This window comes from Streptomyces sp. NPDC055815 (assembly GCF_053616475.1).
In genome coordinates, this window is the sequence record NZ_JBSHDU010000017.1 from 1 (window position 1) to 24,440 (window position 24,440).

21 protein-coding genes are annotated in these 24,440 nt (G+C 72.2%); 11 read left to right on the forward strand and 10 right to left on the reverse strand.

From position 1 onward, the window contains the following. Positions 1–78: 78 nt before the first annotated feature. Positions 79–879 carry a DeoR/GlpR family DNA-binding transcription regulator gene (locus tag ACWGN5_RS13730; RefSeq protein WP_453514420.1) on the reverse strand — a complete coding sequence of 267 codons (801 nt, stop codon included), beginning with the start codon at positions 877–879 and terminating at the stop codon, positions 79–81. 281 nt (positions 880–1,160) lie between these two features. On the opposite strand from ACWGN5_RS13730, the gene ACWGN5_RS13735 reads away from it, so the two are divergent. The 3 genes from ACWGN5_RS13735 (at position 1,161) to ACWGN5_RS13745 (ending at position 4,654) form a co-directional block, all read left to right on the forward strand. Continuing rightward, positions 1,161–2,111 (forward strand): SIS domain-containing protein, encoded by a 951-nt coding sequence (locus tag ACWGN5_RS13735; RefSeq protein WP_453514422.1) that lies wholly within the window; start codon positions 1,161–1,163, stop codon positions 2,109–2,111. A gap of 125 nt (positions 2,112–2,236) precedes the next feature. Next, on the forward strand, positions 2,237–3,073 hold the full coding sequence (locus ACWGN5_RS13740; protein ID WP_453514423.1) for a class II fructose-bisphosphate aldolase: 837 nt from the start codon (positions 2,237–2,239) through the stop codon (positions 3,071–3,073). Between the two features lie 72 nt (positions 3,074–3,145). Beyond that, positions 3,146–4,654 carry a DUF4246 domain-containing protein gene (locus ACWGN5_RS13745; RefSeq protein ID WP_453514425.1) on the forward strand — a complete coding sequence of 503 codons (1,509 nt, stop codon included), beginning with the start codon at positions 3,146–3,148 and terminating at the stop codon, positions 4,652–4,654. A gap of 19 nt (positions 4,655–4,673) precedes the next feature. Here the strand turns inward: ACWGN5_RS13745 and ACWGN5_RS13750 are convergent, their stop codons facing one another. Further along, positions 4,674–6,458 carry a hydroxysqualene dehydroxylase gene (locus ACWGN5_RS13750; RefSeq protein WP_453514428.1) on the reverse strand — a complete coding sequence of 595 codons (1,785 nt, stop codon included), beginning with the start codon at positions 6,456–6,458 and terminating at the stop codon, positions 4,674–4,676. Between the two features lie 123 nt (positions 6,459–6,581). Next, positions 6,582–8,006 (reverse strand): tetratricopeptide repeat protein, encoded by a 1,425-nt coding sequence (locus ACWGN5_RS13755; RefSeq protein ID WP_453514431.1) that lies wholly within the window; start codon positions 8,004–8,006, stop codon positions 6,582–6,584. Positions 8,007–8,173: 167 nt separating this feature from the next. Here ACWGN5_RS13755 and puuE point away from each other — a divergent pair, with 167 nt between their 5' ends. The 4 genes from puuE (at position 8,174) to ACWGN5_RS13775 (ending at position 12,231) form a co-directional block, all read left to right on the forward strand. Then, the gene (puuE, locus tag ACWGN5_RS13760; protein WP_453514432.1) at positions 8,174–9,112 is read left to right on the forward strand and encodes an allantoinase PuuE; all 939 of its coding nucleotides are present in this window, start codon (positions 8,174–8,176) and stop codon (positions 9,110–9,112) included. Between the two features lie 79 nt (positions 9,113–9,191). Next, entirely contained in the window at positions 9,192–9,551 is a 360-nt protein-coding gene (locus ACWGN5_RS13765) for a hypothetical protein (RefSeq protein WP_453514434.1), read from the forward strand. Then, positions 9,548–11,380 carry a GMC family oxidoreductase gene (locus tag ACWGN5_RS13770; protein ID WP_453514435.1) on the forward strand — a complete coding sequence of 611 codons (1,833 nt, stop codon included), beginning with the start codon at positions 9,548–9,550 and terminating at the stop codon, positions 11,378–11,380. Before ACWGN5_RS13765 ends, ACWGN5_RS13770 begins: the two co-directional genes overlap by 4 nt. Beyond that, the gene (locus ACWGN5_RS13775; protein WP_453514437.1) at positions 11,377–12,231 is read left to right on the forward strand and encodes a hypothetical protein; all 855 of its coding nucleotides are present in this window, start codon (positions 11,377–11,379) and stop codon (positions 12,229–12,231) included. The genes ACWGN5_RS13770 and ACWGN5_RS13775 overlap by 4 nt, the downstream gene beginning before the upstream one ends. An 88-nt stretch (positions 12,232–12,319) precedes the next feature. Here the strand turns inward: ACWGN5_RS13775 and ACWGN5_RS13780 are convergent, their stop codons facing one another. Further along, positions 12,320–12,679 carry a hypothetical protein gene (locus ACWGN5_RS13780; protein ID WP_453514440.1) on the reverse strand — a complete coding sequence of 120 codons (360 nt, stop codon included), beginning with the start codon at positions 12,677–12,679 and terminating at the stop codon, positions 12,320–12,322. Between the two features lie 226 nt (positions 12,680–12,905). On the opposite strand from ACWGN5_RS13780, the gene ACWGN5_RS13785 reads away from it, so the two are divergent. Further along, complete coding sequence (locus ACWGN5_RS13785; protein WP_453514442.1) at positions 12,906–13,157, forward strand: EF-hand domain-containing protein; 252 nt, start codon at positions 12,906–12,908, stop codon at positions 13,155–13,157. 20 nt (positions 13,158–13,177) lie between these two features. On the opposite strand, the gene ACWGN5_RS13790 is transcribed toward ACWGN5_RS13785, so the two are convergent. The 3 genes from ACWGN5_RS13790 to ACWGN5_RS13800 form a co-directional block, all read right to left on the reverse strand. Beyond that, positions 13,178–14,914: a methyltransferase gene (locus ACWGN5_RS13790; RefSeq protein ID WP_453514444.1), complete on the reverse strand. Its 1,737-nt coding sequence runs from the start codon at positions 14,912–14,914 to the stop codon at positions 13,178–13,180. 66 nt (positions 14,915–14,980) lie between these two features. After that, a complete protein-coding gene (locus ACWGN5_RS13795; RefSeq protein ID WP_453514447.1) occupies positions 14,981–16,171 on the reverse strand; it encodes a 4-hydroxybenzoate 3-monooxygenase in 1,191 nt (396 codons plus the stop codon). 108 nt (positions 16,172–16,279) lie between these two features. Next, positions 16,280–16,960 (reverse strand): TetR/AcrR family transcriptional regulator, encoded by a 681-nt coding sequence (locus ACWGN5_RS13800; RefSeq protein WP_453514449.1) that lies wholly within the window; start codon positions 16,958–16,960, stop codon positions 16,280–16,282. A 53-nt stretch (positions 16,961–17,013) separates the two neighbouring features. Between ACWGN5_RS13800 and ACWGN5_RS13805 the strand changes: the two genes are divergently transcribed. Further along, positions 17,014–18,132 (forward strand): FAD-dependent oxidoreductase, encoded by a 1,119-nt coding sequence (locus ACWGN5_RS13805; RefSeq protein WP_453514452.1) that lies wholly within the window; start codon positions 17,014–17,016, stop codon positions 18,130–18,132. 67 nt (positions 18,133–18,199) lie between these two features. Here ACWGN5_RS13805 and ACWGN5_RS13810 read toward each other — a convergent pair whose 3' ends face one another. The 3 genes from ACWGN5_RS13810 to ACWGN5_RS13820 form a co-directional block, all read right to left on the reverse strand. Beyond that, positions 18,200–19,801, reverse strand: coding sequence for a M4 family metallopeptidase (locus ACWGN5_RS13810; protein ID WP_453514454.1), 1,602 nt, complete (start codon positions 19,799–19,801; stop codon positions 18,200–18,202). A gap of 131 nt (positions 19,802–19,932) precedes the next feature. Next, a complete protein-coding gene (locus tag ACWGN5_RS13815) occupies positions 19,933–20,913 on the reverse strand; it encodes a LysR family transcriptional regulator (RefSeq protein ID WP_453514456.1) in 981 nt (326 codons plus the stop codon). Positions 20,914–21,079: 166 nt separating this feature from the next. Next, a complete protein-coding gene (locus ACWGN5_RS13820; RefSeq protein ID WP_453514458.1) occupies positions 21,080–22,774 on the reverse strand; it encodes a CocE/NonD family hydrolase in 1,695 nt (564 codons plus the stop codon). Between the two features lie 249 nt (positions 22,775–23,023). Between ACWGN5_RS13820 and ACWGN5_RS13825 the strand changes: the two genes are divergently transcribed. Together ACWGN5_RS13825 and ACWGN5_RS13830 are read left to right on the forward strand one after the other, a co-directional pair. After that, complete coding sequence (locus ACWGN5_RS13825; protein WP_453514460.1) at positions 23,024–23,644, forward strand: carbonic anhydrase; 621 nt, start codon at positions 23,024–23,026, stop codon at positions 23,642–23,644. An 8-nt stretch (positions 23,645–23,652) separates the two neighbouring features. Next, positions 23,653–24,297: an L-threonylcarbamoyladenylate synthase gene (locus ACWGN5_RS13830; protein ID WP_453514462.1), complete on the forward strand. Its 645-nt coding sequence runs from the start codon at positions 23,653–23,655 to the stop codon at positions 24,295–24,297. Positions 24,298–24,440: the final 143 nt, after the last annotated feature.

Sequence of the window (24,440 nt, forward strand, 5' to 3'; positions counted from 1 at the left end):
GTTCCGGACCAGTCGTCCGGAACGGGGCCGCGGCGCGCCCGCGCGCGGGGGCGGGCGGAAGCGAGAAGCGCAGGGGGCTCAGACGGTGATCACTTCGATGCCCGCCTCGGAGAGCTTGGCGGCGATGTCCGGAGCGATGCCGGAATCGGTGACGATGACGTCGATCTGGTCCAGGCCACAGATCTTCGCGAACGCGCGCTTGCCCATCTTCGACGAGTCCGTCACCAGGATCACCTTGCGGGCACGCTGGGCGAAGAGCCGGCTGATGCCCGCCTCGTCCTCGTGGTGGGTCATGACGCCCAGTTCGGGGTCCACGCCGTCGACCCCCAGTACGGCCACGTCGAGGACGACCTCGTTCAGCACCCCCACGGTCAGCGGGCCCACCAGTTCATAGGTCTGGGGCCTCGCCACCCCGCCCGTGGCCACGATCTTGAACTGCGGTCGCACCGCCAGCTCGCCCGCGATGTTCAGGGCGTTGGTGACGACGGTGTACATCGGGCCGGACTGGTTCTCGCCCGCCTCGGCCGATCCGCCCCCGGCCCGCAGGACGAGCGCCCGCGCCACTTCGGTGGTGGTCGTGCCGCCGTTGAGACCGACGACGTCCCCCACGGTCAGCAGGTCCGCCACGGCGCCGGCGATCCGCTGCTTCTCGGAGGCCCTGCGGGAGGACTTGTAGCGCAGGGGAAGCTCGTACGAGACGCCGTGCGCCATCGCTCCGCCCCGCGTGCGGACGAGCAGTCGCTGCTCGGCGAGCTCGTCGAGGTCCCTGCGGATGGTGGCGGGAGAGACCGACACGGCGACGGCCGCGTCCTCCACGTCCAGCTTTCCCTCGACGGCCAGCAACTCGAGGAGCTTGCTCCACCGCTCCTGCTTGGACATGCGCCACACCCTTCCCGGACCCCTGAGACACGCGTCGCACGCCCCCGGAATCCCCGACGGCCACCCGGCCGCACGGCATGCGCGAAGTTGATCGTAGCTCGACGACATCGAGCATCGCAGAGGAGTGCCGGTCGGCCCGTCGACCTCCACATCGACGCAGCATGATGCTCATAATTGCTCGCATCAAAGCTCTTTCGAGCAACTCTTGACAGTTCTTGCGCACCTAACCGAGCATTGGTCTAGTCAAGCTCCCCTCCGCCCCTACGAGCCCAAGGAATCGCGTGACCACCTACGAGACCTCCCGCACCTCCGTCGAGATCGCTTCCCAGCCGGGCACGTGGAGGCGTGCGGCCGCGTCGCTCGCCCAGTTCGCCGAGGCCCTCCCCCGGCGGGGCGAACGGGTCGCCGTCGTCGGGTGCGGCACCTCCTGGTTCATGGCCCTCGCCTACGCGCACCTCCGCGAGGAGGGCGGGCACGGCGAGACCGACGCCTTCGCCGCGTCCGAGTTCCCGCACGGCCGGACCTACGACCGAGTGCTCGCCATCACGCGTTCCGGAACCACCACCGAGGTCCTCGACCTGCTGAACCGGCTCAAGGGCGTCGTCCCCACCGGCGCCCTCACCGCCGACCCCGCGACCCCCGTCATGACGGCCGCCGACGTCGTCGCCGTACTCGACTTCGCCGACGAGCAGTCCGTCGTCCAGACCCGGTTCGCCACCACGGTCCTGGCCCTGCTGCGCGCGCACCTCGAAGCCGAGAACGCCCTCCCGGCGGGGGTGCGCCCCCTGGAGCGGGCCGCTCTGGACGCCGAGCGCGCCCTCGCCGAGCCGCTGGATCCCGCCGTCTGCGCGGCCGAGCAGTTCACCTTCCTCGGCACCGGATGGACCTACGGCCTCGCCCTCGAAGCAGGCCTCAAGATGCGCGAGGCCGCCGGCGCCTGGACCGAGGCCTACCCCGCCATGGAGTACCGCCACGGCCCCATCAGCATCACCGGTCCCGGCCGTGTCGCCTGGCTCTTCGGCCCGGCACCGCACGGACTGGCCGACGACATCGCCCGTGTCGGGGGACTCCACCCCGCCGCGTCCGGCGATGAGGCCGATGCCCTCGACCCGCTCGCCGACCTGGTGCGGGCCCAGCGTCTCGCCGTCCACCTCGCCGAGGCCCGCGGTTACGACCCCGACCGTCCCCGCAACCTCACCCGCTCCGTCATCCTCGACGACGCCTCCGTCTGAGTTCTCCGCGCGGACGCCGCCGCAGGCGCGGCGCCCGGCACCGCGGCCGGCCGGTGACATGGACGTCGGCGTCCACGTCACCGGCCCTTCCCCGTCACCGCCCCACCGCTTCCTGGAGTACGCCCATGCCCCTCGTCCCCACCGACGACATCATCGGCCCCGCCCGCGCCGCCGGCACCGGCGTCGGCGCGTTCAACGTCGTACAGATCGAGCACGCCGAGGCCATCGTCACCGGTGCCGAGCGCGCCGGACTTCCGGTCATCCTGCAGATCAGCGAGAACACCGCCCGCTACCACGGCTCCCTGGCCCCGATCGCCCTCGCCTCCCTCGCCATCGCCGGCTCCGCCGCGGTCCCGGTCGCGGTCCACCTGGACCACGCCGAGTCCGCGGAACTCGTCCACGAGGCCGTCGAACTCGGCTTCACCTCGGTCATGTTCGACGCCTCCAAGCTGCCGTACGGCGAGAACGTCTCCGCCACCCGGGCGATGACCGACCTGTGCCACCGGGCCGACGTCTGGGTCGAGGCGGAGCTCGGTGAGGTCGGCGGCAAGGACGGCGCCCATGCGCCGGGCGTCCGCACGGACCCGGACGAGGCCCGCGCGTTCGCCGCGGCCACCGCGGTCGACGCCCTGGCCGTCGCGGTGGGCAGCTCGCACGCCATGCTCACCCGTGACGCCGCACTCGACTTCGACCTCATCGCACGGCTGAGGGACGCGCTCGACGTGCCGCTCGTGCTCCACGGCTCCTCCGGGGTCGACGACGCGGACCTGGCGAAGGCGGTCGCCGCCGGGATGACGAAGGTCAACATCTCCACCCACCTCAACAAGCTCTTCACCGCGACGGTCCGCGGACGCCTTGAGGACTCCCCGGGTGTCGCCGACCCCCGTAAGTACCTGGGCCCGGCGCGTGACGCGGTGGCGGCGGAGGTGGCCAGGCTGCTGGGTGTCCTGGCCGGCCACTGACGTACGGCCGCGGTGTCAGTGCGCTGAAGTATTCTTCCGGCCACCGCACACCGACTCGGAGGAACAAGAGAGTTGACCGGCCTGTCTGGGTTCCCGTTGCCCTTCCAAACGTCCCGTTCCATACCGTTCGCGACGCCCCGCACGCTGCGGGAACTTGAAATGATCCAGTGCAGCGCGCGCCTTCGGGCGAAGCCGGGGTGGTTCGACAAGAGGAACGACGCCGGCATCGTCGCCCGATGGACGCGGGAGGCGGTCGCCCAGGGCCTCACCGAGGCGCAGGTCCGCTACGTGCTCGCCGAACTCGCGCACTACGCCGCGCTGCGGGACGAACGGACCGGTGCCGAGGTGTCCGCCGTCGACGGGGTGTGGCAGTCGGACACCCTGATCGACGACAAGCTCAGGTCCCGGCTGCGCGAGGCGGTCCGGGTCCTGGAAGAGGTCCCCGAGGCGGAGCGGGACTGGCATCCCGGATCCGACGGCCAGGTACTCGACCTGGTCCATCCCTCACTGTTCTGTCTGGTGCGGGAGGCGAGCGGCGCGCCGGAGCGGGCGTGGCAGAACCCGACGGACCGCTACGCGAAGTACGAGTTCTCGGAGAGGTTCCAGTGGCTGCCCACGGACGTCGACGTCAGTGACGACGGGGACGCCGCCTTCCGTTCGTACGTGAACAACGTCCACCCGGAGACCCATCACGAGCTGGCCTCCGTCCTGCCGGAGCTGTTCGCACGCTTCCTCCCCCTGTGGGAGAACGTGCTCACCGATCTGCGGCACCCCCGGCCCCTGCGCGTCGACGTCGATCCCTATGGGTGGTACGAGTCGGAGCCGGAATTTCCGAAGAAGTCCTCCTACAGCGATGACGAGGCCTACGAGGAGGCCTACCGCTCCTGGCAGCGGGCCCACGACGAATGGTGGGAGAACCGTCGCCCGGTCATCCCGGACGCCCCGGACTTCACCCCGCCCGAGGTGCCCGCCGCGGCCGACCGGGTCGACCTGCGCGGCCGGCGGCTCCAGGTGATCGTCAAGCTCGCCACCATTCACCTGACCCCGGAGAAGCCCGAGTACGCCGGTGGCTCCTGGCACGTCGAGGGGATGCTGAACGAGCGGATCGTCTCCACCGGCATCTATTACTGGGACAGTGAGAACATCACCGAGAGCCGGCTGAGCTTCCGGACGGCTCTCGACGACCCTGAGTACGAACAGAACGACAACGAGGGCGTGCGTGAGGTCTACGGCCTGGAGGACGAGGACGCGCTGAACCAGCTTCTGGGATCGGCGTCGACCCCGGAGGGCCGATGCCTGGCGTTCCCGAACGTCCTGCAGCACCGCGTCGGCTCGTTCCGCCTGGCGGACCCCACTCGCCCGGGACACCGCAAGATCCTCGCGTTCTTCCTCGTCGACCCCTCGGAAGCGATCGTCTCGACGTCCGACGTGCCGCCGCAGCAGCCGTGGTCCGACACCTCGACGATGACCCTCGAACAGGCCGAGGACTTCCGCGAACAGCTCATGCGGGAACGGAAGTTCTTCGTCGACGAGCACAACGAGCAGCTCTACGAGCGGGAGTTCTCCCTCTGCGAGCACTGAGCGGTGTCGGCCCCGCCCCTCAGCCCACGTCGAGCGCGTTGCGCAGGCCGAGGCGGTAGCGCAGGCGGTCGTGGCGCTTGAGGCCCTCCAGCTCCGGGGGGCGGAAGAGGGGCTGCACCGTGCAGCGCGGGGCGGTCGAGCCCGTGCGGTCGAGGAGCGCGTTGACGGCCTGGCGGGCGGAGGCGTTGGCGCCCTCCATGGTCGCCAGGTCGATGTCGACGGCCACGTAGTCGCCGGCCAGGAAGAAGTTGGGGATCCTGGTGGCGGCGTGCGGGCGGTTGTGGAAGGTGCCGACCGGATGGACGAGGAGCTGGTCCTCGTTGGTCGGGTTCGGGGTACCGAGGCCGTCGACGCCCGGGTCGAGGAACCAGGAGTGCAGCGCGCTGTCCTTCAGTACCGTACGGCCGGTGTCGTTGAAGGCGGCCTTCAACTGCGCCCACACCTCCCGGGCGACCTCCGTGCGGGTGCACTGCTTGGCCGTCTTGCCGTAGAGGATGCCGGGCCGGTCCCACTCCGAGATGTCCACCGAGAGACAGTCGACGGCGACGCCGTCGCCGTAGTCGGCCGGGAAGTCGCGGGACGGCCAGTGGCGTGCCTGCTGGATCGACGTCAGGGACCAGGGCGAGTCGATGCAGTTGGCGTGGCCCGCCAGGAGCGGGGCGCGTTCCGTGAGGTAGAACTGGATGCCCGTCATCCAGTCGGTCTCCAGCTCGTCGCAGCGCGCCAGCTGCGGGTCCGTGGCCCGCAGTGCCGCGCCCCAGGTCCGGCGGGCGTGCTCCACCGGCATCGCCGAGACGTAGTGGTCGGCGGTCACCGAGCGGCGGACGCCCTGCGGGTCCTCGACGACGGCCGCGCCGACGCGCCCGGATCCCGCGTCGTAGGCCAGTTCCCGTACCGTCCAGCCGATGCGGAACTCCACGCCGAGGCTTGTCAGATGGGCTGCCCACGGGTCGATCCAGGCCTCGTTCGTGGGCAGGTTCAGGATCCGGTCGAGGGGTCCGTCGGCGCCGCGCCCCAGGGCGTTGAAGGCGAAGGCCTCGAGGAGCGTGGCGACCGTGCGGGTGCTGGCCTCCTCGGCCTTCGTCGCCACGATGTTGCGGGTGAGGCCGACGGCCAGGATGCGCTGGTAGTCGTAGCTCATCCGCTCGGCGCGCAGGAACTCCCACCAGGGTGTCCGCTCCCATGCCTCGTTGCGCCGCTCGTCGCAGCTGGTCAGGAAGACGAGGAAGCGGTTGACGAAGTACGCGGTCTCGTGGAGCGGGATGGAGCGGGCGGTGTCCAGGAGCGCGGTCAGGGCGCGGCCGATCTCGTCGAGGGTGAGCTCGGCGGGCCGGTGGCCCGGCCACGGGAGCGGGATGCGCAGGTCCTCGCGGCCGGTGCGGGCGAAGGACATCTCCGCCGGGGCCACCAGGTTGTCCCAGACTCCGTTGGGGTTCCCGGGGAACGGGATGCGCCGCAGCGTGTCGGGGAGGTTGTGGTAGATGCCGGGGATGAACCGGAAGCCGTGCTCGGCGGGGAGCGGGCGCCGGCCGCCGCGCGCGCTGTCCGGTACGTCCATGGAGCGGGCCTTGCCGCCGAGCGCGCGGCGCTCGTAGACGGTGACGCGGAAGCCGCGCTCGGCCAGTTCGTGGGCGGCGGTGAGGCCCGCGACCCCACCGCCGAGCACGGCCACGGACGGCGGCGCAGAAGACTCCGCGGCGACGGCCGGTACGGCTCCGAGGGCGACCGCGCCGACGGCGGCGGCTCCGGTCGTGGCGGCGGCGCCCGCCACGAAGGTGCGTCGTGAGGTGCCCGTACGGTTCATGCCCCAACCCCTTTACCGGCGGTAACCTGACATCCGACGCAGGAGCATAGGGCCGTCACCCGAGACCCGGAAGGTGTATCCCGGCCCCCTTCACCCGTCAGAACCGGTCGGTCGCGTCACCCGTCAGAACCGGTCGGTCGTGAGGTCTCCGCACCGGCCGAGCCGGCGTGCCTCGTCACGAGCCGCCGCGGCCCTGGAGGCATCGCCCAGTGACTCCGCCAGGCGCGCCCTGCTCAGCCAGTTGTACGGGCTGTCCGGACGCAGCGCGATCCGCTCGCTGATCAGGACCCGCGCCATGTCGTGCCGCCCGGACCGCAGGGCCGCCTCGACGAGGGTCTTCTGGAGCGCGTCGCGTTGGGCGTGGCTGCCGCCGAACTCGTGCAGCCGTCGCCGCAGCGGCCACAACAACTCCAGGACGGTGTCGTGGTCGCCCCCGGCGTGGGCGACCAGGGCCTCGCACACCGGCAGGCCCACGTGCGCGGTCATCTCGTGGTTGCTGACTGTTCCCGCCCGCGGCTCCGCGAGCCACCGGCGGCGGTCGGCGATCAGCCGCCGCGCCTCTCCGACCCGGCCGGCGCCGACGTAGGACATGACCGCGTGCACGTCGTTGAAGGCGTAGAACGGCGGATCGGCCCGTGCGGACCAGGCGTCCGCGAGCGCCTCCCAGCGGCGGGTCTGGTCGGATCCCGCGAGGTGGAAGCGCCACAGCATGGCCGCCGCGTCGAGGAGTTCCATCGCGAGACCTCGGGATCCCTCGTGGTGCAGAGCGGCGTCGTAGACGCCGAGCGCCTCGTCGGTGCGGCCCGCCTCCAGGGCGTAGAGCGCGTAGTGCCACCAGTTGTGGACGGTCAGGAAGTTGCCCTCGGACCAGTCGCCGGTGCGTGCGTCGAGATAGGCCGTGCCTTCGGCGAAGCGGCCCCGCATCTCGTAGGTGTGCACGACGGCGTGGATGGCCCACACGTCGTGGCGGTTCCGCTCGACGGCGGCCGCTCCCGTGTCCCGGGCGTGGGCGTAGTGCCCGGACTCCTCCAGGCCGAAGGCGTACATCCCCAGGATCGGGCCCCGGTGCGGGTCGTCCTCGTCCCAGGCGGACAGGGCGCCGCCGATCCTGTCCCGCAGGCGCAGGGCGTCACCGGTGAGGAAGTCGAGCTGGTGCCCGACGAAGAGCGCGAGCGCGTCGCGCGGGTGGCCCACGGTCAGCTCCTCCAGGAGCGCGCTCCCCCGTCGCAGGTCGCCCGCGAGGAGGCTTTCGGCGGCGGCCGTGTGCAGCCGCTCCCTCGGGGACAGGCGGGTCACGTCGAGGCCGGACGCGAAGGTCTCGAACCGCCGCCGTGCCGCCGCGGCGGCGTTCGGTTCGGTCCCCAGGACCCCCAGATAGGCCGCGAACGCGTGCGCGACCGGTGAGGCGGGGGCGGCCGCGAGGAGGTCGTCGAGCGCCCCGGTCACCTCGGGGCGGAAGAAGAGCAGGGCGTCGACCGCGCGGTCCAGCCGCTCGGCCGCCTCCGGTGTGCCGTTGTACAGGTCGTGGCCGTGGCGGTCGGTCGCCAACGCTGATCACCTCGTCAGGAGTGCCGTCTCATCGGATCGGCGTCCGCGGGACGCCTCCCCTCATGGAGCCAGGAACCGGCGCCGGGGCACAGTCCCTGAACAGGTGATCCGGCAGTCGTCGCCGTGCCTCGTCGGGGCGGTGGCCGATCGGCGGTAGCGTGCCGCCCGTGTCCGAGCACCCGCGCGACCTCGTCGGCTACGGCGCCGAACCGCCGCACGCCGCCTGGCCCGACGGCGCCCGCGTGGCCGTCAGTCTCGTCCTCAACCACGAGGAGGGCGGCGAGCACAACGTCCTCGACGGCGAACCGGCCTCGGAGGGTTTCCTGCACGAGGTCGTCGGCGCGCCGCCCGTGACCGGCGGCCGCGATCTGAACGCCGAGTCGATGTTCGCGTACGGCGCGCGCGCCGGGTTCTGGCGCGTCCACCGCACGCTCCGGGCGCACGGCGTGCCGCTCACCGTCCACGCCGTCGGCCAGGCCCTCGCGCGCCATCCGGACGCGGCGCGCGCGATGGGCGCCGCCGGCTGGGAGGTGGCCGGGCACGGCTGGCGTTGGATCGACTACCGCGAGGTGCCCGAGGACGTCGAGCGCGCCGACATCGCCCTTACCATCGCCACGATCGAGCGGCTCGTCGGACGCCGGCTCGTCGGCTGGTACACGGGGCGGACGAGCCCCGCCACCCGGCGTCTCGTCGTCGAGGAGGGCGGTTTCCTCTACGACTCCGACGACTACGCGGACGATCTGCCCTACTACGTCCAGGCTGCCGGCCGGCCGCACCTCGTGCTGCCGTACAGCCTCGACGCGAACGACTTCAAGTTCCTGCTCGTCCACGGCTTCACGACCGCCGACGACATGCTCGCGTACCTCGTCGACACGTTCGACACCTTGTACGAGGAGGGCGCCGAACGCCCCCGCATGATGAGCGTCGGCCTTCATGGCCGGATCATCGGCCGGCCGGGCCGCATCCGGGCGCTCGACGGGTTCTTGCGGTACGTGGCGCAGCGAGGCGGGGCGTGGGTGGCCACGCGCGAGCAGATCGCCCGGCACTGGCTGGCCACACAACCCCCACCGCCTCCGTCGTCTGTGCGAACGGCGCCACCCGTGTGAGGGAGCGCGCGCCGACGCGATCAAGCCGTTCCGGGGGCGCGGTGCATGGTCCCGCGGGCGGCGGGGCACCGATGCCCGCGTGCCCATCACGGACGAGACACAGCGCTTCACCGCCCTGTCGGCGCGGTTGACCGGCTTCGACGCGGAGGACCTGGCGGCCACCGGGCTCGTCGAGGTGTACCGGGCCGCGGCCGCGGAACGGCTGGGCGCGGACCGGTACGAACGGCTGTTGCGCGAACCCCCGGACGGGCGCGACGCACGGGCGGCCGCCCGGGACGTCATCCACCTCTGGTACACGGGCAGTTGGCCGGGTTCGCCGCCGACGCTCGTGTCCCCGCGTGCCTACGCCGAGGGCCTGGTGTGGAAGGCGGCCGGACTCACCCCTCCCGCCGCCGCCCCCGGCGGGTACGGGAGCTGGGCCGAGGGGGACGAGCGATGACGCGCTACGACGTGATCGTCGTGGGCTCGGGCATCGCCGGCTCCCTGGTCGCGCACCGGATCGGGCGGCACGGCCGGCGGGTCCTCGTCCTGGAGGCGGGCGCGAAGGCGGACCCCGCACCGGCCGCCGATCCGCTCACCGCGTACCTGACGGCCACGGGCGGACTGCCCGGCTCCCCGTACCGGTCGCATCCGGCGGCGGCCTCGCCCGAGGTGACGGACCTCGTCGGTGCGGACGGAACTCCCGTCTTCCGGGCGGCCGGTCATCTGCCGCAGGACGGCCCGCTCCCGTACGCCAGCGGCTACGTCCGCGCCCGCGGCGGCACCGGCAACGTCTGGACCGGCCTCACGCCCCGCATGCTGCCCGAGGACTTCGACACCGAGTCCTTCGGGTACGGACGGCGCTGGCCCCTCACGTACGACGAGCTCGAACCCCACTACCGGTCGGCCGAGGAGGAGCTGGGTGTCGCGGCCGACGCCGACGAACAGCGGACGCACCTCGGTCTGCGGTTCCCCGACGGCTACGTCTTCCCCATGCGGCCCCTGCCGGCCGCCCGCCTGGACCGTCTCCTCGCGGCCCGGCTCGACGGGCGGCGCGTCGAGGACCCCGTCGGGCTGCGCGAGGTGGAGCTGAGAGTGGTCGGCACCCCGCACGCCCGCAACGGCGTCCCGGATCCCCGGTACGACGGCGGCCGCGGCTACGTGCCCCGCGGACGGGACGGCCGGCCGGACCCGGGCAGCCGGTGCGTGGGCAACGCGGGCTGCATCCCGCACTGCCCCTCGTACGCGAAGTACACCCCGCTCAAGACCCAGGGCCGGTGGAGCCCGTCCGTCACCCTCCGGGACCGGTCGGTGGTGAGCCGCGTCCTCGTCGACGGGCGGGGACGCGCCACGGGCGTGGAATACCGGTCGTACGACGGCGAGGTGTCCGTCGCGCACGCCGATGTCGTCGTGCTCGCCGCGCACGCGGTGGAGAACGCCCGGCTGCTGCTCCTGTCGGGGCTCGCCGACCGCAGTGGCCAGGTGGGCCGCAATCTGATGGACCATCCGGTCCTGCTGACCTGGGGGCTGTTGCCCGAGGGCGAGCACGCGGGCGCGTACCGGGGGCCCGGCTCCGTCTCCGGCTTCGAGGGCTTCCGCACCGGCCCGGCGCGGAAACTGCGGGCGCCGTTCCGCGTCGAGTTCGGGACGTGGGGGTGGATCTGGGCGAAGGGGCCCGTCGACACGGACGTGGCACACTTCCTCACCGAACGGGGTTTGACCGGCGCGGAGTTGAGGCAGGCGGTCGGGGACCGGGTGCGCCGGCAGTTCACCTTCCAGTTCGAGATGGAGCAGGGCGCCGACCCGGCGAACCGGGTCACGCTCCACCCGACCGAGCGCGACGCCCTCGGCCTCCCGCGGCCCCTCGTCACCTACGACCTCGACGAGCACGTCAAGGAGGGGATGGCCGCGGCCCGGGCCGTCTCGGACCAGCTCTTCGCACTGCTCGGCGCCGAGGACCACACGGACTACGCGCCGCCGGCGGCGTGGCCGGGCCGCTTCGAGCACCGCGGACGTACGTACGGCTACCGCGGGGCCGGGCACGCAGCCGGCACCCACATCATGGGGGACTCCCCCGCCACCTCGGTCGTGGACGCCTGGCAGCGCTGCTGGGACCACCCCGGTCTGTACGCCGTCGGCTGCGGCAGCATGCCCTCGGTGGCCACCTCCAACCCGACGCTGACGATGGCCGCGCTCGCGCTGCGCAGTGCCGAGCGCATCGAGGCGGACCTGACGGCCCGCGACCGCCCCCTCTCCCTCCGACCGACCGTCCCAGGAGCCCCCGCATGAGCTCGCTTCCGCTGCCGCCCGTGGCCGAACCCTTCCGGCTCCCCTTCCACTACGGGGCCCTGCACCAGATCGGGGTCGACTGGCTGGTCGACCCCGGCCCGGTCCGCGACCTGCTGTCCAAGTACCACCCGGATCTGACCGCGGCCACGTTCGACGACGGGCGGGCGCTGGTCTCGGTCAACTACCAGCTGTACTTCGCGCAGTACGCGTTCGGCGGCGGCGTCACCCAGGAGATCGAGTTCAACGTCATCGCCTTCCCGACGGCCGACGCGCACCGTCTGCCGCGGCTGACCTACGCCGAGTACGCGCAGGGCTGGGACCAGACGAAGCTGCTCGGCATCGCCCGGCTGCACGTCGTGTGCGACAACCCGTTCGCGATCAGGGCCGGGCGCGAGCTCTACGCGGAGCCCAAGTACCCGGGCTGGTTCGAGGTCGGCCTGCCGTCCCTCAACGGGCCGGCGGGCGAGACGTGGACCGTGCGGTGCAAGGCGGGCACGGTCGGGCCCGACGACACGCTGGAGAAGGATCCGGCCCCGCTGCTCGACCTCACGGTGCGGCTGGACGATCTCGCAGCCGTCGCCGCCTGCTCCGCCCCCATCACCGGCTACGGCACCGACCGCGAGGGACGCCTGCTCGCCGGCCCGATGAACGTCTACCGGCCCTACGCCCTGTACGACCTGAGCGCCCCCGAACACTCCGGGCGCACGCACCTCGCGGTACGCGCCCCGGACAGCGACCTGGGCCGCGACCTCCGCGCCCTCCTCCCGGACGGCACTCCGGCCGCCGGAGCCTGGACCCACCAGTCACCGCCGGTGGCCGCCCACCACCGCCCGTACTATCCGATGCGCTGAAACAGGCCGGCCGCCCGACCGCGGCAGGCGGCCCCGGAGTGTGCACCGGACGCCTCTGGCTCGACCGGCGAGATCCGAACGAGACGGCCTAGCCGGCGGCGCGGGCGCCGGGGATGTGCCGCCGGATCGCCTCCGCCAGGTGAGCGGGGTGGACCAGCGGCTCGGAGATCCCGAGCTCGAAGAAGTCGACGCCCTCGGTCAGCACGTACGACTCGGTCCGGCCGGTGTCGAGGACGGCGCCCCATTCCTCGTTCCACGACACGTGCCAGGTCTGCCGCCCGGGCGTGGTGTAGGCCAGCAGGCGCCCGCAGGGGACGTCGGCGTCGTCGCCGCCGGTCTCCGTGTGGCGGGTGGTGTCGACGGTGGCGGAAGGGCCGAGTGCGGCGGCTGCCGCGACGATCGTGTCGTGATGGGTGGCGGGGACCCGGTCGACGCCCTGGCGGACCACCTCGTCCAGAGCGCCGAACAGCTCGGCGTACTCGGCGGCTCCGGCACCCCTGTCTCCCGGTCGAGTACGCCGGTGCCCGTGGTGATGTTCTGGGACCGCTGGGAATCGCTCATACCCTGGTAACGAGCATCTCGGTGGAGAGACAACCCCTGGGGCCTTCGGTGCGTCCTCCCTCACACGACGTGTCGGCCGCACTCGCGCCCGGCCCCACCGGACAGGACATGTGATGAGTGAGAAGGCCCGCATCCTCTTCGATGCGCTCGACCTCGACCAGGACGGCACGCTGACCCGTACCGAGGTCATCCGGGCGCTGCGGGAGAAGGGGCCCACCCTGGCGGCTCAGGGTGTCATTCCCTTCTGGGGCGTCGGGGACGTCGACGACTCCGCGGCGCTCTTCGACGCGGCCGACCAGAACGGTGACCGCGTCCTGAGCTTCGAGGAGTTCGCCGCGGTCGTCGACCGCCGCTTCGGGTGGTGACCTCCGCGGTGCTCTGAGCCTCAGCGTTTCCGTACGTGGAGGACGTGGGCGTCGAGGGGCAGCGGGCTGTGTCCGACGAGGGAGAGGCCCGCCGCCTCGAAGAGGCGCGCGTACTCCTCGGCACGGCGCTCGCGGCCACCCGTGTTGCAGAGCATGTGCAGGTCCCACGCGGTCGCGAGGGACGGCGCGGCGTCGGTGGGAAGCAGCCGTTCTACGACGAGCAGGTCGGCGTGCGAGGGCATGGCTCCCGCCAGGTGCCGCAGGATTTCCCGGCACCTGGCGTCGTCCCAGTCGTGCAGGACCCGGGAGAGCAGGTACACGTCCCCGGTCGCCGGTACGTCGGCGAAGTCCCCGACCCGGTAGGCGCACCGCTCGGCGAGCCCGGCGGCGGTGAGCCGTTGCCGTGCGGCGGCCACGACGTGCGGTCGCTCCAGGAGGATCCCGCGCAGCGGAGGGTGCGCGGCGAGGACCCGCCCGAGGAGCTCGCCGGTGCCGCCGGCGACGTCGACCACCGTGCGGGGGCCGGGTCCGGCCGCGGCCGCCGCGAGGACGGGATGCGCGGGCAGGGGGTCGAACATCCGGGCACTGGCGGCCATGGACCGGTCGAACGTCGCGGCCAGTTCCGGGTCCTGGGCGAAGTGGTCGAAGTGGTTCTCGCCGTAGAGGTGCTCGAAGCCCGGCTCGCCGGTCCGCACGGCGTGCGCCAGGTGCGCGAAGGACTGGTAGAACGGGCCGCCGTACATCAGTGCCAGGGGCCGCATCGAGCCGGCCGCTTCCTCGCGCAGCAGCAGCCCGGACGCGGTGAGGCGGAAGCCGTCCTTGTCCTCGGTCACCACGCCCAGCATGGCGAGGTACCGCAGCAGGGTCTCCAGCGCCTCCGGTCGCGCCCCGACCTCGCGGGCGAGGTGCCGGGCGCCGAGGGGCTCGTGCGGGCTCATCGCCTCCGGGAGGCGCAGCTCGGCGCAGGTGGCGAGGGCCTGGGTGGTCCAGGCGCCGGTCAGCTGCCGCAGGAGCGTTTCCGCCGCGCGGGTGCCGGTGGCGGCGAGCGTGCCCTCCTGGTGTTCCGGCCGGGGTCCCTCCGCCAGGTGCTCGGCGAGCAGGTCCCGGTGGTCGCCGCTCGCGTACAGCTCCATCCGCCGGTAGTCGGTCTTCGTCCCGGCGGGCGTCGCGAAGTAGAACACCGTCCCGTCCTCGTGCGGGTTGTACCCGCCCCCGTCGGCCACCGCCCCGTGCCGGACGAGCGTCGCCCGCAGCCCGCGCAGCACCAGCGGATCGGGCCGGTCCACGTCGAAGGCCAGATGCGCCTCGTGGTCGTGGTCGCGTTCCCGCTCGGCGAGGACGGACAGCTCGGACCCCGGGGGCACGGCGAGGGCGAACACCTCGACCGCACGGCGCTCCCCGGAGGGTCCCGGCACGGTGGGCCGGAGAATCCTTACGTCAAGATCGGCGGCGTCGAGTCCGTGGCGGGCGGCCAGCCGGTCGCGGACCACGACGCTCGGCCGGGATCCGGCGTCGTCGGGGAGCCCGCAGGCGGCGAGTGCGGCCGGCAGTCCGGGCCGGTCGGCGGGGAAGACGAGCAGCGCGGCGTGGGCGAACCGGCAGCGGTCCGCCACCGCCCGCAGCTCGGGACCGTCGAGGCCGGGCAGCACGCGGGACAGCAGGACCGGCGTCTCCTGTTCCCGGACGAAGTCGGCGGTCGCGCGCAGGCGCCGGACGTCGTCGGGCGCGAGGCCGGTCGTCAGGGCAGGGGTGAGCATCAGGAGGCGTCCTCGGTGAAGGGGGAAGGGAGCGGGCCCCGGGCCACAGGCGCGGGGGGGGAGGGATCAGATGCCGACGTACTGCTCGGCGAACCAGTCCTGGTGGGTACGGGACGTCCGCAGCGACTCCATGCGGGACCGGCGCAGGCCCTCCTGGAACGGCGGTGCGCCGTGGAGGAGGCCGATCATCCAGTGCGAGAACTCCTGCGCCCGCCAGATGTGCGTCAGGCAGCGGTCGGAGTAGCGGGCGAGGGGTCCGGGATCGCCGCGGTGGAGATCCTCGGCGAGGGCCTCGGCGAGGAGTTCGGCCTCCAGGACGGCGAGGTTGGCGCCCTTCGCGGCGGAGGGGCTGATGAGGCCGGCGGCGTCGCCGGCCAGGAGGAGGGAGCCGTACCGGAGGGTTTCGAGCACCTCCGACTCCAGGTCGACGACCGTGCGCTGAACGATCCGGCCGCGCCGCAGCGGGCCGTGGTCGGCGCTCCGCATCCGCAGCTCCAGCTCGTCCCAGATCCGCTCCTCGCTCCACTCCCCGGCGGGGGTGCCGCGCTCGCACTGGAGGTAGTAGCGGGTGATGTCGGCGGACCGGGCCATGTGGCCGGCGAAGCCCCGGGGGTGGGTCGCGTAGCCGACGGCGTCGAGGCTGGGCGGTGCCTCGGCGAGGAGGCCCAGCCAGGAGACGCCGTGGTCGCGGAAGTGCCGTACGGCCCGGTCCGGCAGTGCGCGCCGTCCCGCGCCGTGGCGGCCGTCGCAGGCGGCGACGTACCTGGCCCGCCACCGTGCGCCCCGGCCGTCCGGCTCCCGTGCCGTCACCCACGGCGTGGCGGTGTCCGTGCCGCCGATCTCCACCGCCTCGGTGTCGAAGCGGATGCGGCCCCCGGCGCCGAGGTACGCGGCCAGCAGGTCGGCGACCAGCTCGTGCTGGGGGTAGACGGTGTGGGGTTCGCCGGTGCCGAGGTGCCGGTAGTCGAGGCGGAAGCGTCCGTCCTCGGTGCGGAACTCGCAGACGCCGTGCTCCTGTCCCCGGCGGCGCAGGCCCTCGTCCAGGCCGTGGCGCCGCAGGACGCGCGCGGTGTGCGGGGCGAGGTAGCCGGCCCGGGCCCGGTTCAGGACGTGCTCGCGGCCCGCGCGTTCGAGGACGGCGCAGTCGATGCCGCGCCGCAGGAGGAGGTTGGCCAGGACGAGCCCGGCGGGGCCGGCCCCGAGGATGACGACGTCAGCCGACTCCCGTTGATCCCAAGCGTGTTGACTCTCTGTCACGAAAGTGGATCTTAAGCACGGGAAGATCCGTCACCGGGCCGATGTCACCCGAATGCCATATTCCATGAGAAAAGGATTCTCCACGTCACCCGCTGGGGGCGTCGACGGTCAGGCGATTCTGGCCGCCACGGCGTCGAGGACCCAGTCCAAGCCGGTCGCGAAGGTCGTCTCGGCGTCCACGTCCGCGCCTTCGTGCACCGCCTTGGCCAGCGCCGGGAACCGGCCCGTGGCCAGCATCCTCGTCACATGCGGACCGGAGTCGCGCTGCCAGTCGTGCTCGGACAGGCCCGTGGCGCGCTCGGCCCGCAGGTTCGCGATCTCACGCCTGATGGCGCCGATGGAGTAGGCGCTGACGGTCTCCACGGCGCGCATGACGGTGTCGACGTCGGCGAGGCCGTCGAGGGCGGCCAGCGTGGCCTCGGTCACGGCCAGACCGTTGGGCCCCAGGGACGGCCTGCCGCCGAGCAGGTCGGCCAGCCATTCGTGGCGGAGAGCGGCCTGCCGGGTGCGGTGGGCGAGAACGCTCAGCGCCTCCCGCCAGTCACCCGACCGCTCCTCGGGAAGGATCTCGCCCTGGACCTCGTCCACCATGAGGTCGAACAGCTCCTGCTTGGTGGAGATGAATCCGTACAGCCGCATCGGGCCGGCGTTCAGCCGGGCGGCCACCTTGCGCACCGACACGGCTTCGAGCCCGTCCTCGTCGGCCAGCGCGATGGCGGCGGCGACGATGCGCTCCCGGTCGAGCGGCACGGGGCGAATCGGCGGCTCCGGCCGGTCCCAGACAGTCATGAGCCCACTGTACTGTTGCGATACGGCGTCCTCCGTCAATACAGTGTATCGACATGAGACATCGCATCGCAGTCGTCGGTGGTGGACCCGCCGGCCTCACCTTCGCCCGTGTGCTGCACCGCCACGGCCACCACGCCGCCGTCCTCGAACGCGATCCCGCCCCCGACGCGCGCCCCCCGGGCGGCGCGCTGGACCTGCACGAGGGGCTGGGCCAGCTGGCGCTGGACAAGGCGGGGCTGCGGGCGGAGTTCCAGGCGCTGTCCCGTCCCGAGGGACAGGCCATGCGCATCCTGGACACGGACGGGAGCGTCCTGCGCGACTGGCGCCCCCGTCCGGACGACCGGGCCAATCCCGAGATCGACCGCGGTCAGCTCCGTGACCTGCTGCTCGGGCCGCTCGACGTCCAGTGGGGCCGGAGCGTGACGCAGGTGGTGCCGGGGACCCCGGACGGCGTACGGGTCCACTTCGCGGACGGGCGGGAGGAGACGTTCGACCTCGTGATCGGCGCGGACGGCGCCTGGTCCCGGATCCGCCCGGCGGTCTCGTCCGTGACGCCGCACTACACCGGCGTCACCTCGGTCGAGACCTCCCTCGACGACGTCGAAAGCCGTCACCCCGACCTCGCCCGGCTGATCGGTGACGGTTCGATGGCCGTGTACGGCGTGAACCGCTCCGTCGTCGCCCAGCGCAACACCGGCGGCCACGTCAAGGTGTACGCCAAGTTCCGCGCACCGCTGGACTGGCACGCGCATCTGGACCTGGACGACGCCGAGGCCGTGCGCGCGGGCCTGCTGGCCCTTTTCGACGGCTGGGCCGCTCCCGTCCTCGACCTGCTCCGCCACGGCACCGCCTTCGTCCACCGGCCCGTCTACAGCCTGCCCGTGTCCCACACCTGGGCCCATGTCCCCGGGGTGACGCTCCTGGGCGACGCGGCGCATCTGATGCCCCCGCTGGGGGCGGGCGCGAACCTCGCGATGCTGGAAGGCGCCGAACTCGCCGAGGCCGTCGCCACCGGCTCCGGAGATCTGGACGAGGTCGTCCGGGCCTTCGAGGAGCAGATGTGGGCGCGGGCCGGCCGGTGGGCGCAGATCACGACCGCCGGCCTGGAGCGCCTCGTGAGCCCGGACCCCGCCGAAGCGCTCGCCCACTTCGCCGAGGTCCAGTCGTCCTGAACAGCTCGGGCCCCGCCGGAGTGGCGGGGCCCGAGAGGGTGATCGGTTCAGCTGGTGCGCCGGGGCGTCAGAGGACGTTGACCCCGGTCCAGGCGGCCGCCACGGTGGCGTACTCGGGGCTGGTGGCGCCGTACAGGTCCTTCGCCGCGTTCAGAGTCGCGGCGCGGGCGCCCTTGTAGTCGGTGGTGGAGGTCATGTAGACGGTCAGCGCCCGGTACCAGATGGCGGAGGCCTTCTGGTTGCCGATGCCGGTGACGGTGGAGCCGTTGTACGTCGGGCTGTTGTACGTGACGCCGTTGATCGTCTTGGTGCCGCTGCCCTCGCTGGCGAGGTAGAACCAGTGGTTGCCGACGCCCGAGGAGTTGTGCACGTCGAGCCGGCCGACGGACTTCGACCAGTAGTCGGCGGAGCGGCCGTCGAGGGAGGGCTTGTCCATGCGGCGCAGCCACGGCGGGGTGGACTGGTCGCTGAAGAGGTAGTCGGGGGTGTCGAGGGAGTTGTTGGCGTACCACTCGACCATCGTGCCGAAGATGTCGCTGGTGGCCTCGTTGAGGCCGCCGGACTCACCGCTGTAGCGCAGGTTGGCGGTGGCGGAGGTGACGCCGTGGGTCATCTCGTGGCCCATGGTGTCGAGGTCGACCTGCTCGGGGTCGACGGTGCCGTTGCCGTCGCCGGTCATCATGCAGAAGCAGGAGTCCGACCACTGGGCGTTGTCCCAGTTGGTGCCGACGTGGACGAAGACGGTGGCGCCGCGGCCGTCGTTCTTGATGCCGTTCCGGCCGAAGGTGCTCTTGTAGTAGTCGTACGTCTTCGCGGTGTTGGCGTGCGCGTCGACGGCGGCGGTGGCGCGGTCCGTGGAGAACTTCCTGCCGTCGCCCCAGATGTTGTCGGCGTCGGTGAACAGGGTTCCGGAGGAGCTGTTCAGGGACGAGGACGAGACGTTGTGGGCGTCCTTGGTGATGTGGCCGCGGAGCGGGTCGATGAGGGCGAAGGTGCCGTTCGCCTGCAGGGTGGTGTCGAGGGTGATGTCACCGGTGTACTCGGAGTGGCCGGTGCCGGTCGCCTCGCGCTCGGTGTCGTAGTTCTCGATCGCGGCGCCGGTGGTGGCGTCGGTGACGAAGACCTCGCCGTGCGGCTGGCCCTTGTCGCCGAGGCCCTGCACGGTGGTGCGCCAAGCCAGGCGGGGGGTGCCGTCGGCGGCCCACACGATCAGCTCGGGGGTGGACGTGCCGTCGCTGACCAGTCCCTGCGAGCGCTTCAGGGCGCCGGCGGCGGTGCCCTTGGCGTCGACCGCGGGGGTGACGGACGCGAGGGCCACCTTGTGGGCCTTGGCGTGGGTGGATCCCTTGAGCGAGCCGTCGGCCTTCTGGTGGACGACGAAGTCGCCGCCGACGACCGGCAGGCCCTTGTAGGTCCGCTCGAAGCGGACGTGCTGGGCGCCGTCGGCGTCGAGGACGACGTCCTTGACCTGGAGCGCCTGGCCCGCCCCGAAACCGAAGGTGTCGGCGTGCCGGGCCACGTTCGCGCGGGCCTGGGATATCGCCGTGTCACGGACGGAGGTGGCCTGCTGGACCCCGTCGGGCTGCGAGTACGCCGGTACGGCGAGCGTGCCCGTGGTGATGACGGCGGCGGCGAAGGCCGTGGAGAGGGCAAGGAGAGGACGGGACATGACGGGGTGTTCCTTCGCTCGTCGTGGGGGGTGACGACGTCCTGGGACGTTGACGCGAAGTGTTCACCAGGTGACATGTTCCTGACGTGATCCCATATGGGATACAACTGTGGAGTTATAGCGCCGGGCGGTCAGTCGTCCGCGCCGAGCGTGAACTCCCTGCCGCCGTGCTCCCACCAGGCCAGGTACTGCGGCCGCTGCCGTACCAGCGACAGATACGCCGCCGACAGCCGCTCCCCCACCGCGTCGGCGAGTTCGGGCGGGACGGATTCCGGGTTCCAGGCCAGCTGGAGCCTGCGGTGGAACGGGACGTCCACGAGCGGCCGCTGCACGGTGCCCTGGGCGGGGACTTCGGCGCTCGGCCACACGCCGCAGACGGCCCGCCGGCCGGCGACGAGGATCTGGGCCACGGACAGGTCAGGGGTCACGTGCGCGATGCGCGGGGTGAATCCGGCGGACTGGCAGGTGAGATGGAGGTACGCGTGGACTCCGCTCTCGTCGGCCTCCGGCATGACCCACTCCTCGCCGCTGAGGTCGCCCAGGCTGACCGTCTCCTGGCGTGCCAGCGGGTGGTCCTCGGCGAGCAGGACGAAGACCGGCTCGCGCAGCAGGGTGCGGGTCACCACCGACTCGCCGACGGGGAGGGGGAATCCGGGGAACTCGCCGAACACCGCGATGTCGCATTTCGACTGACTCAGGGCTTTGATGAGGGTGTGCACGGAACGCCGGGCGTCGATCGTGACCCGGCTCTCCGGGACGAGCTCGAAAAGGGCTGATATGAGAAGTGATGTCAGGGGACCGGCCGTTCCGCCCGCCCGCAGCGGCGCGGCGGTCCCCGTGTCCGCCTCGGCGGCCGAGCGGGCGTGCTCGCGGAGCCGGTCGAAGCCGACGACGAGGTCGCGGGCGCAGCGCAGCACGTACTGGCCGTTCTCGTTCGGTTTCACGCCTTCGGCGCTGCGGATGAAGAGCGGGCCGCCCAGCTCGTGTTCGATCCGTTTCAGCTGGGCGCTCGTCGCGGGCTGGGAGAGCTGCAGGCGTGCGGCGGCCTTGCGGATGCTGCCGGCCTCGGCGACGGTGAGCAGGACACGGAGGTGCCGGAACTCGAGGTGCATGTACTTTCCCCGCTCAGGGCGGAGGGCCCCTTGCACCCCCCGTGACCAGCAGAACCAGCTGCCCGATGGCATGGTGACCAAGATCTGTCGGCGCTGTCGGGGCGGCAACCACGGGAGGGCAAAATCTCCGCGCGGAGGCTCCGCGCGGAGATCGTCAGGGGCCGGGTCAGTCCAGCGGGCTGAGCGGGATGTCGAGGTAGGACTCGTCCCCCTGCGGGGAGGTGATCTCGATGACGGACGGGGTCTTCGTCGGGTTGGCGTCGGCGAAGAAGGGGTCGTGCGTGTCGATGACCAGCTGGAGTTGGCGGCCCTTGGCCAGGACGTAGTGGGCGGGCTGCAGACGGAAGGTCACGGTGGTGGCCTGGCCGACCTGCTCGTTGGTGAGGGTGTACGGGGCGTGGGTGATGATGGCGGCCTTGCCCGTGGCGGGGTCGCAGTCCATCAGGTAGGCCACGATCGTGGCCTCCGTCTTCTCGGGCTTCACGGTCACCCGCATCTCCAGGTCGCCCCGGACGCACATGGCCTGCGGCAGCGGCGCGGTGGTGAAGACCGAGGCGAGGCCGCGGTCGATCTCGGCCGTCCGGTAGACGTGCGGCAGGCCCATGCGCTCGACCAGGCCGGTCCGGATCAGCTTCGGGGCGACGACGGCCTGGGTGCCGAAGCCGTCGGCCTTCACGGATCGGGCCCAGCCCGGCTGCGGCCCGTCCTCGACCAGGTGGCCGTCGCTCGCGCCGGGCGCCGCGTCGGCGAGGTGGAACCGCCTCGCGGGCAGTGCGTAGCTGTCCCAGTCGGGGTGCCGCTGGTCGGACAGGAGGTTGTGCATGTACTCCGTGCGGAGGCCGAACCTCGGCGGCACTCCGTCGCCTGCGTAGCCGCCGACGTAGTGGTCCATCCAGCGGTAGGCCATCTCGGTGGGCTTGGAGATGAAGCCGGCCAGGCCGGGAAGCTCAGCGTTGCCGTGGTCCCCGACCTGGATGAGCAGCGACTTGGGACCGGTCAGCTGGGTGAAGAGGTCGACGACGGCCGGGACGGAGAAGATGGTCTCGTGCCAGGAGGTGGTCATGAGGACGGGTGTCCCGGCCTCGTTCAAGGCGTCCAGGTGGTGCCTCGGTGACCGTTCCCGGGCGAACTCCCTGACCTCGTCGTCGATGACGTTGCCGCGGATCTTCTCGATGACGCGGAGGAACTCCTTCGAGCACCGTTCCTCCTTGAACAGCTTCACGAGCGCCTCGAAGGCCGCCAGGTGGCGGGTGCCGTTCTCGTACAGCGAGGCGAACAGGTCGCCCCAGGCGCTGGTGGCCACCACGGCCTTGATCCGCTCGTCCTTCGCGGCCGCGAGGAGACTCGTCCCGGCGCCGTAGGAGGCGCCGAAGAATCCGATCCGGTCCGAGTCGACGCCCTCGATCCGGAGCAGCGTGTTGACGACCTCGATGGCGTCGGCCACGTCCTGTGGTCCGGCGACGTGGATCTCGCCCTGGGAGTCGGCCAGTCCGCGCTGGCTGTACGCCAGAACGGCGTAACCGCCCATCGCCCAGCGCGGGAACGTACCGAGGTAGGCCCGGTGCCCCAGGTCGTTCAGCGGGGCGGGCAGGACGACCGCGGGGCAGAGCTGTCCGGGGGCCAGGTTGCTCGGAACGCTCAGCGACGCGGCGAGCATGGTCCCGTCCGCCATGGCGATCGAGAGCTCGCGGTACTCGGCGATCTCTCCGTACATCTCGAACGTGTCGGACAGGCCCCACTGGCCCAGCCGATCGAGGGCGACCGGCGTCGGGTCCAGCAGGGCCTGATGGATCGCCTCCAGCTTCGCGACTTCGTCGACTCCGAGCGAGAACGGGGACTCCGGGGTTTCGTCGATCGACATGGCTGTGCCCGCCTTCCATGACAGGGGTGCTGAGGGGAGGACGGACACATGCTGACCCGGCCGTGATCACCTCAGGGCGACCTCCCACCGCGACCACTCGAACGGGTGGACGGAGCCAACCAAACCCCCAGGTAGGGAACAAGTCAGACCTTGGCCGGGATCCGCAGGGGCTGCCCGCCCGACCGCCTCCGGTCTCGCCTCCCGGACCGGCCCGAGGCGGGTCCGGCATGGCTCGTTACAGTGGGTGGCATGCCTCGCACCTCTCCTTCGGTCGCTCTCGACGCCATGCTGGCCGGCAACCGGCGCTTCGTCGCCGGGACACCCGAGCACCCCAATCAGGACGCCGCGCGTCGCGCGCAGCTCGCGCCCGGGCAGGAGCCGTTCGCGGTCATCCTCGGCTGCTCCGACTCGCGCCTCGCGGCCGAGATCATCTTCGACCAGGGGCTCGGCGACCTGTTCGTCGTACGGACCGCCGGTCATGTGCTGGGGTCCGAGGTCCTGGGCAGCGTCGAGTACGCCACGAGCGTGCTCGGCTGCCGCCTCGTCGTCGTCCTGGGACACGACTCCTGCGGCGCCGTCGCCGCGGCCCGCGCGGCGGTCGAGGACGGACTGCCCGCGGCCGGATTCGTACGGGACGTGGTGGAGCGCGTGACACCGAGCGTCCTCGCGGCCCGCGCCGCCGGTCTGACCGAGGACAGCGACATCATCGACGAGCACATAAGGCACACGGTGCAGCTGCTCATGGACCGGTCCCGGGTCCTCGCCGAGCAGGTGAAGACGGGCGAGGTGGCGGTCGTGGGACTGGCCTACCAGCTCGCCGAGGGCAGCGCCCGGACGGTGACCTCGCACGGCGTCGACAGCACGGAGTGAACGACCTCATGGCACAGCGTTTCGACTGTTCTGATCCCTCGGCCCGCGCGGCCGGCATCGAGGCGGCGGTGGCGGCCCTCGGGCAGGGGCGGCTCGTCGTCCTCCCTACCGACACCGTCTACGGGGTCGGTGCCGACGCCTTCGATCCGCGGGCCGTCGCCGGTCTGCTCGCCGCGAAGGGGCGGGGCCGGCACAAGCCCTCCCCCGTGCTCGTCGGCTCCAGGGAAGCCCTCGACGACCTCGTCGCGGACCTGCCGAAGACGGCCGAGGCCCTGATCGAGACGTTCTGGCCGGGCGGTCTGACTCTGGTGCTCCGCCACCGGCCCTCGCTCGACTGGGACCTGGGCGAGACCGGCGGCACGGTGGCCGTACGGATGCCCGATCACCCCCTCGCGCTCGACCTGCTCGCGGCGGCAGGGCCGATGGCCGTCTCCAGCGCGAACCTCACCGACCGGCCCTCGCCGGAGGACTGCGACGCGGCGTTCGGGATGCTCGGCGACTCGGTGTCGGTGTACCTCGACGGCGGCCGGACCGCCGGACCGGTCTCGTCGTCGATCGTCGACCTGACCGGCGACACGCCCGTGCTCGTACGGGAGGGTGTGCTCTCCGCCGGGCTGCTGGCGACGGTCGTCCCCGGTCTGACCGTGCGCTGAACCCGTCCGGACCGCCTCCGTGCGCGTCGCCCCGGCTCGTGGTGGGGCCGCCGCCCCGGGGGCCGGCCCCCCGGCGGTAAGGGGGGGGGGGGGGGCGGTGGCGGGGGGGGGGCCCCCCCGGGGGGGGGCCCCAAAAACTGACA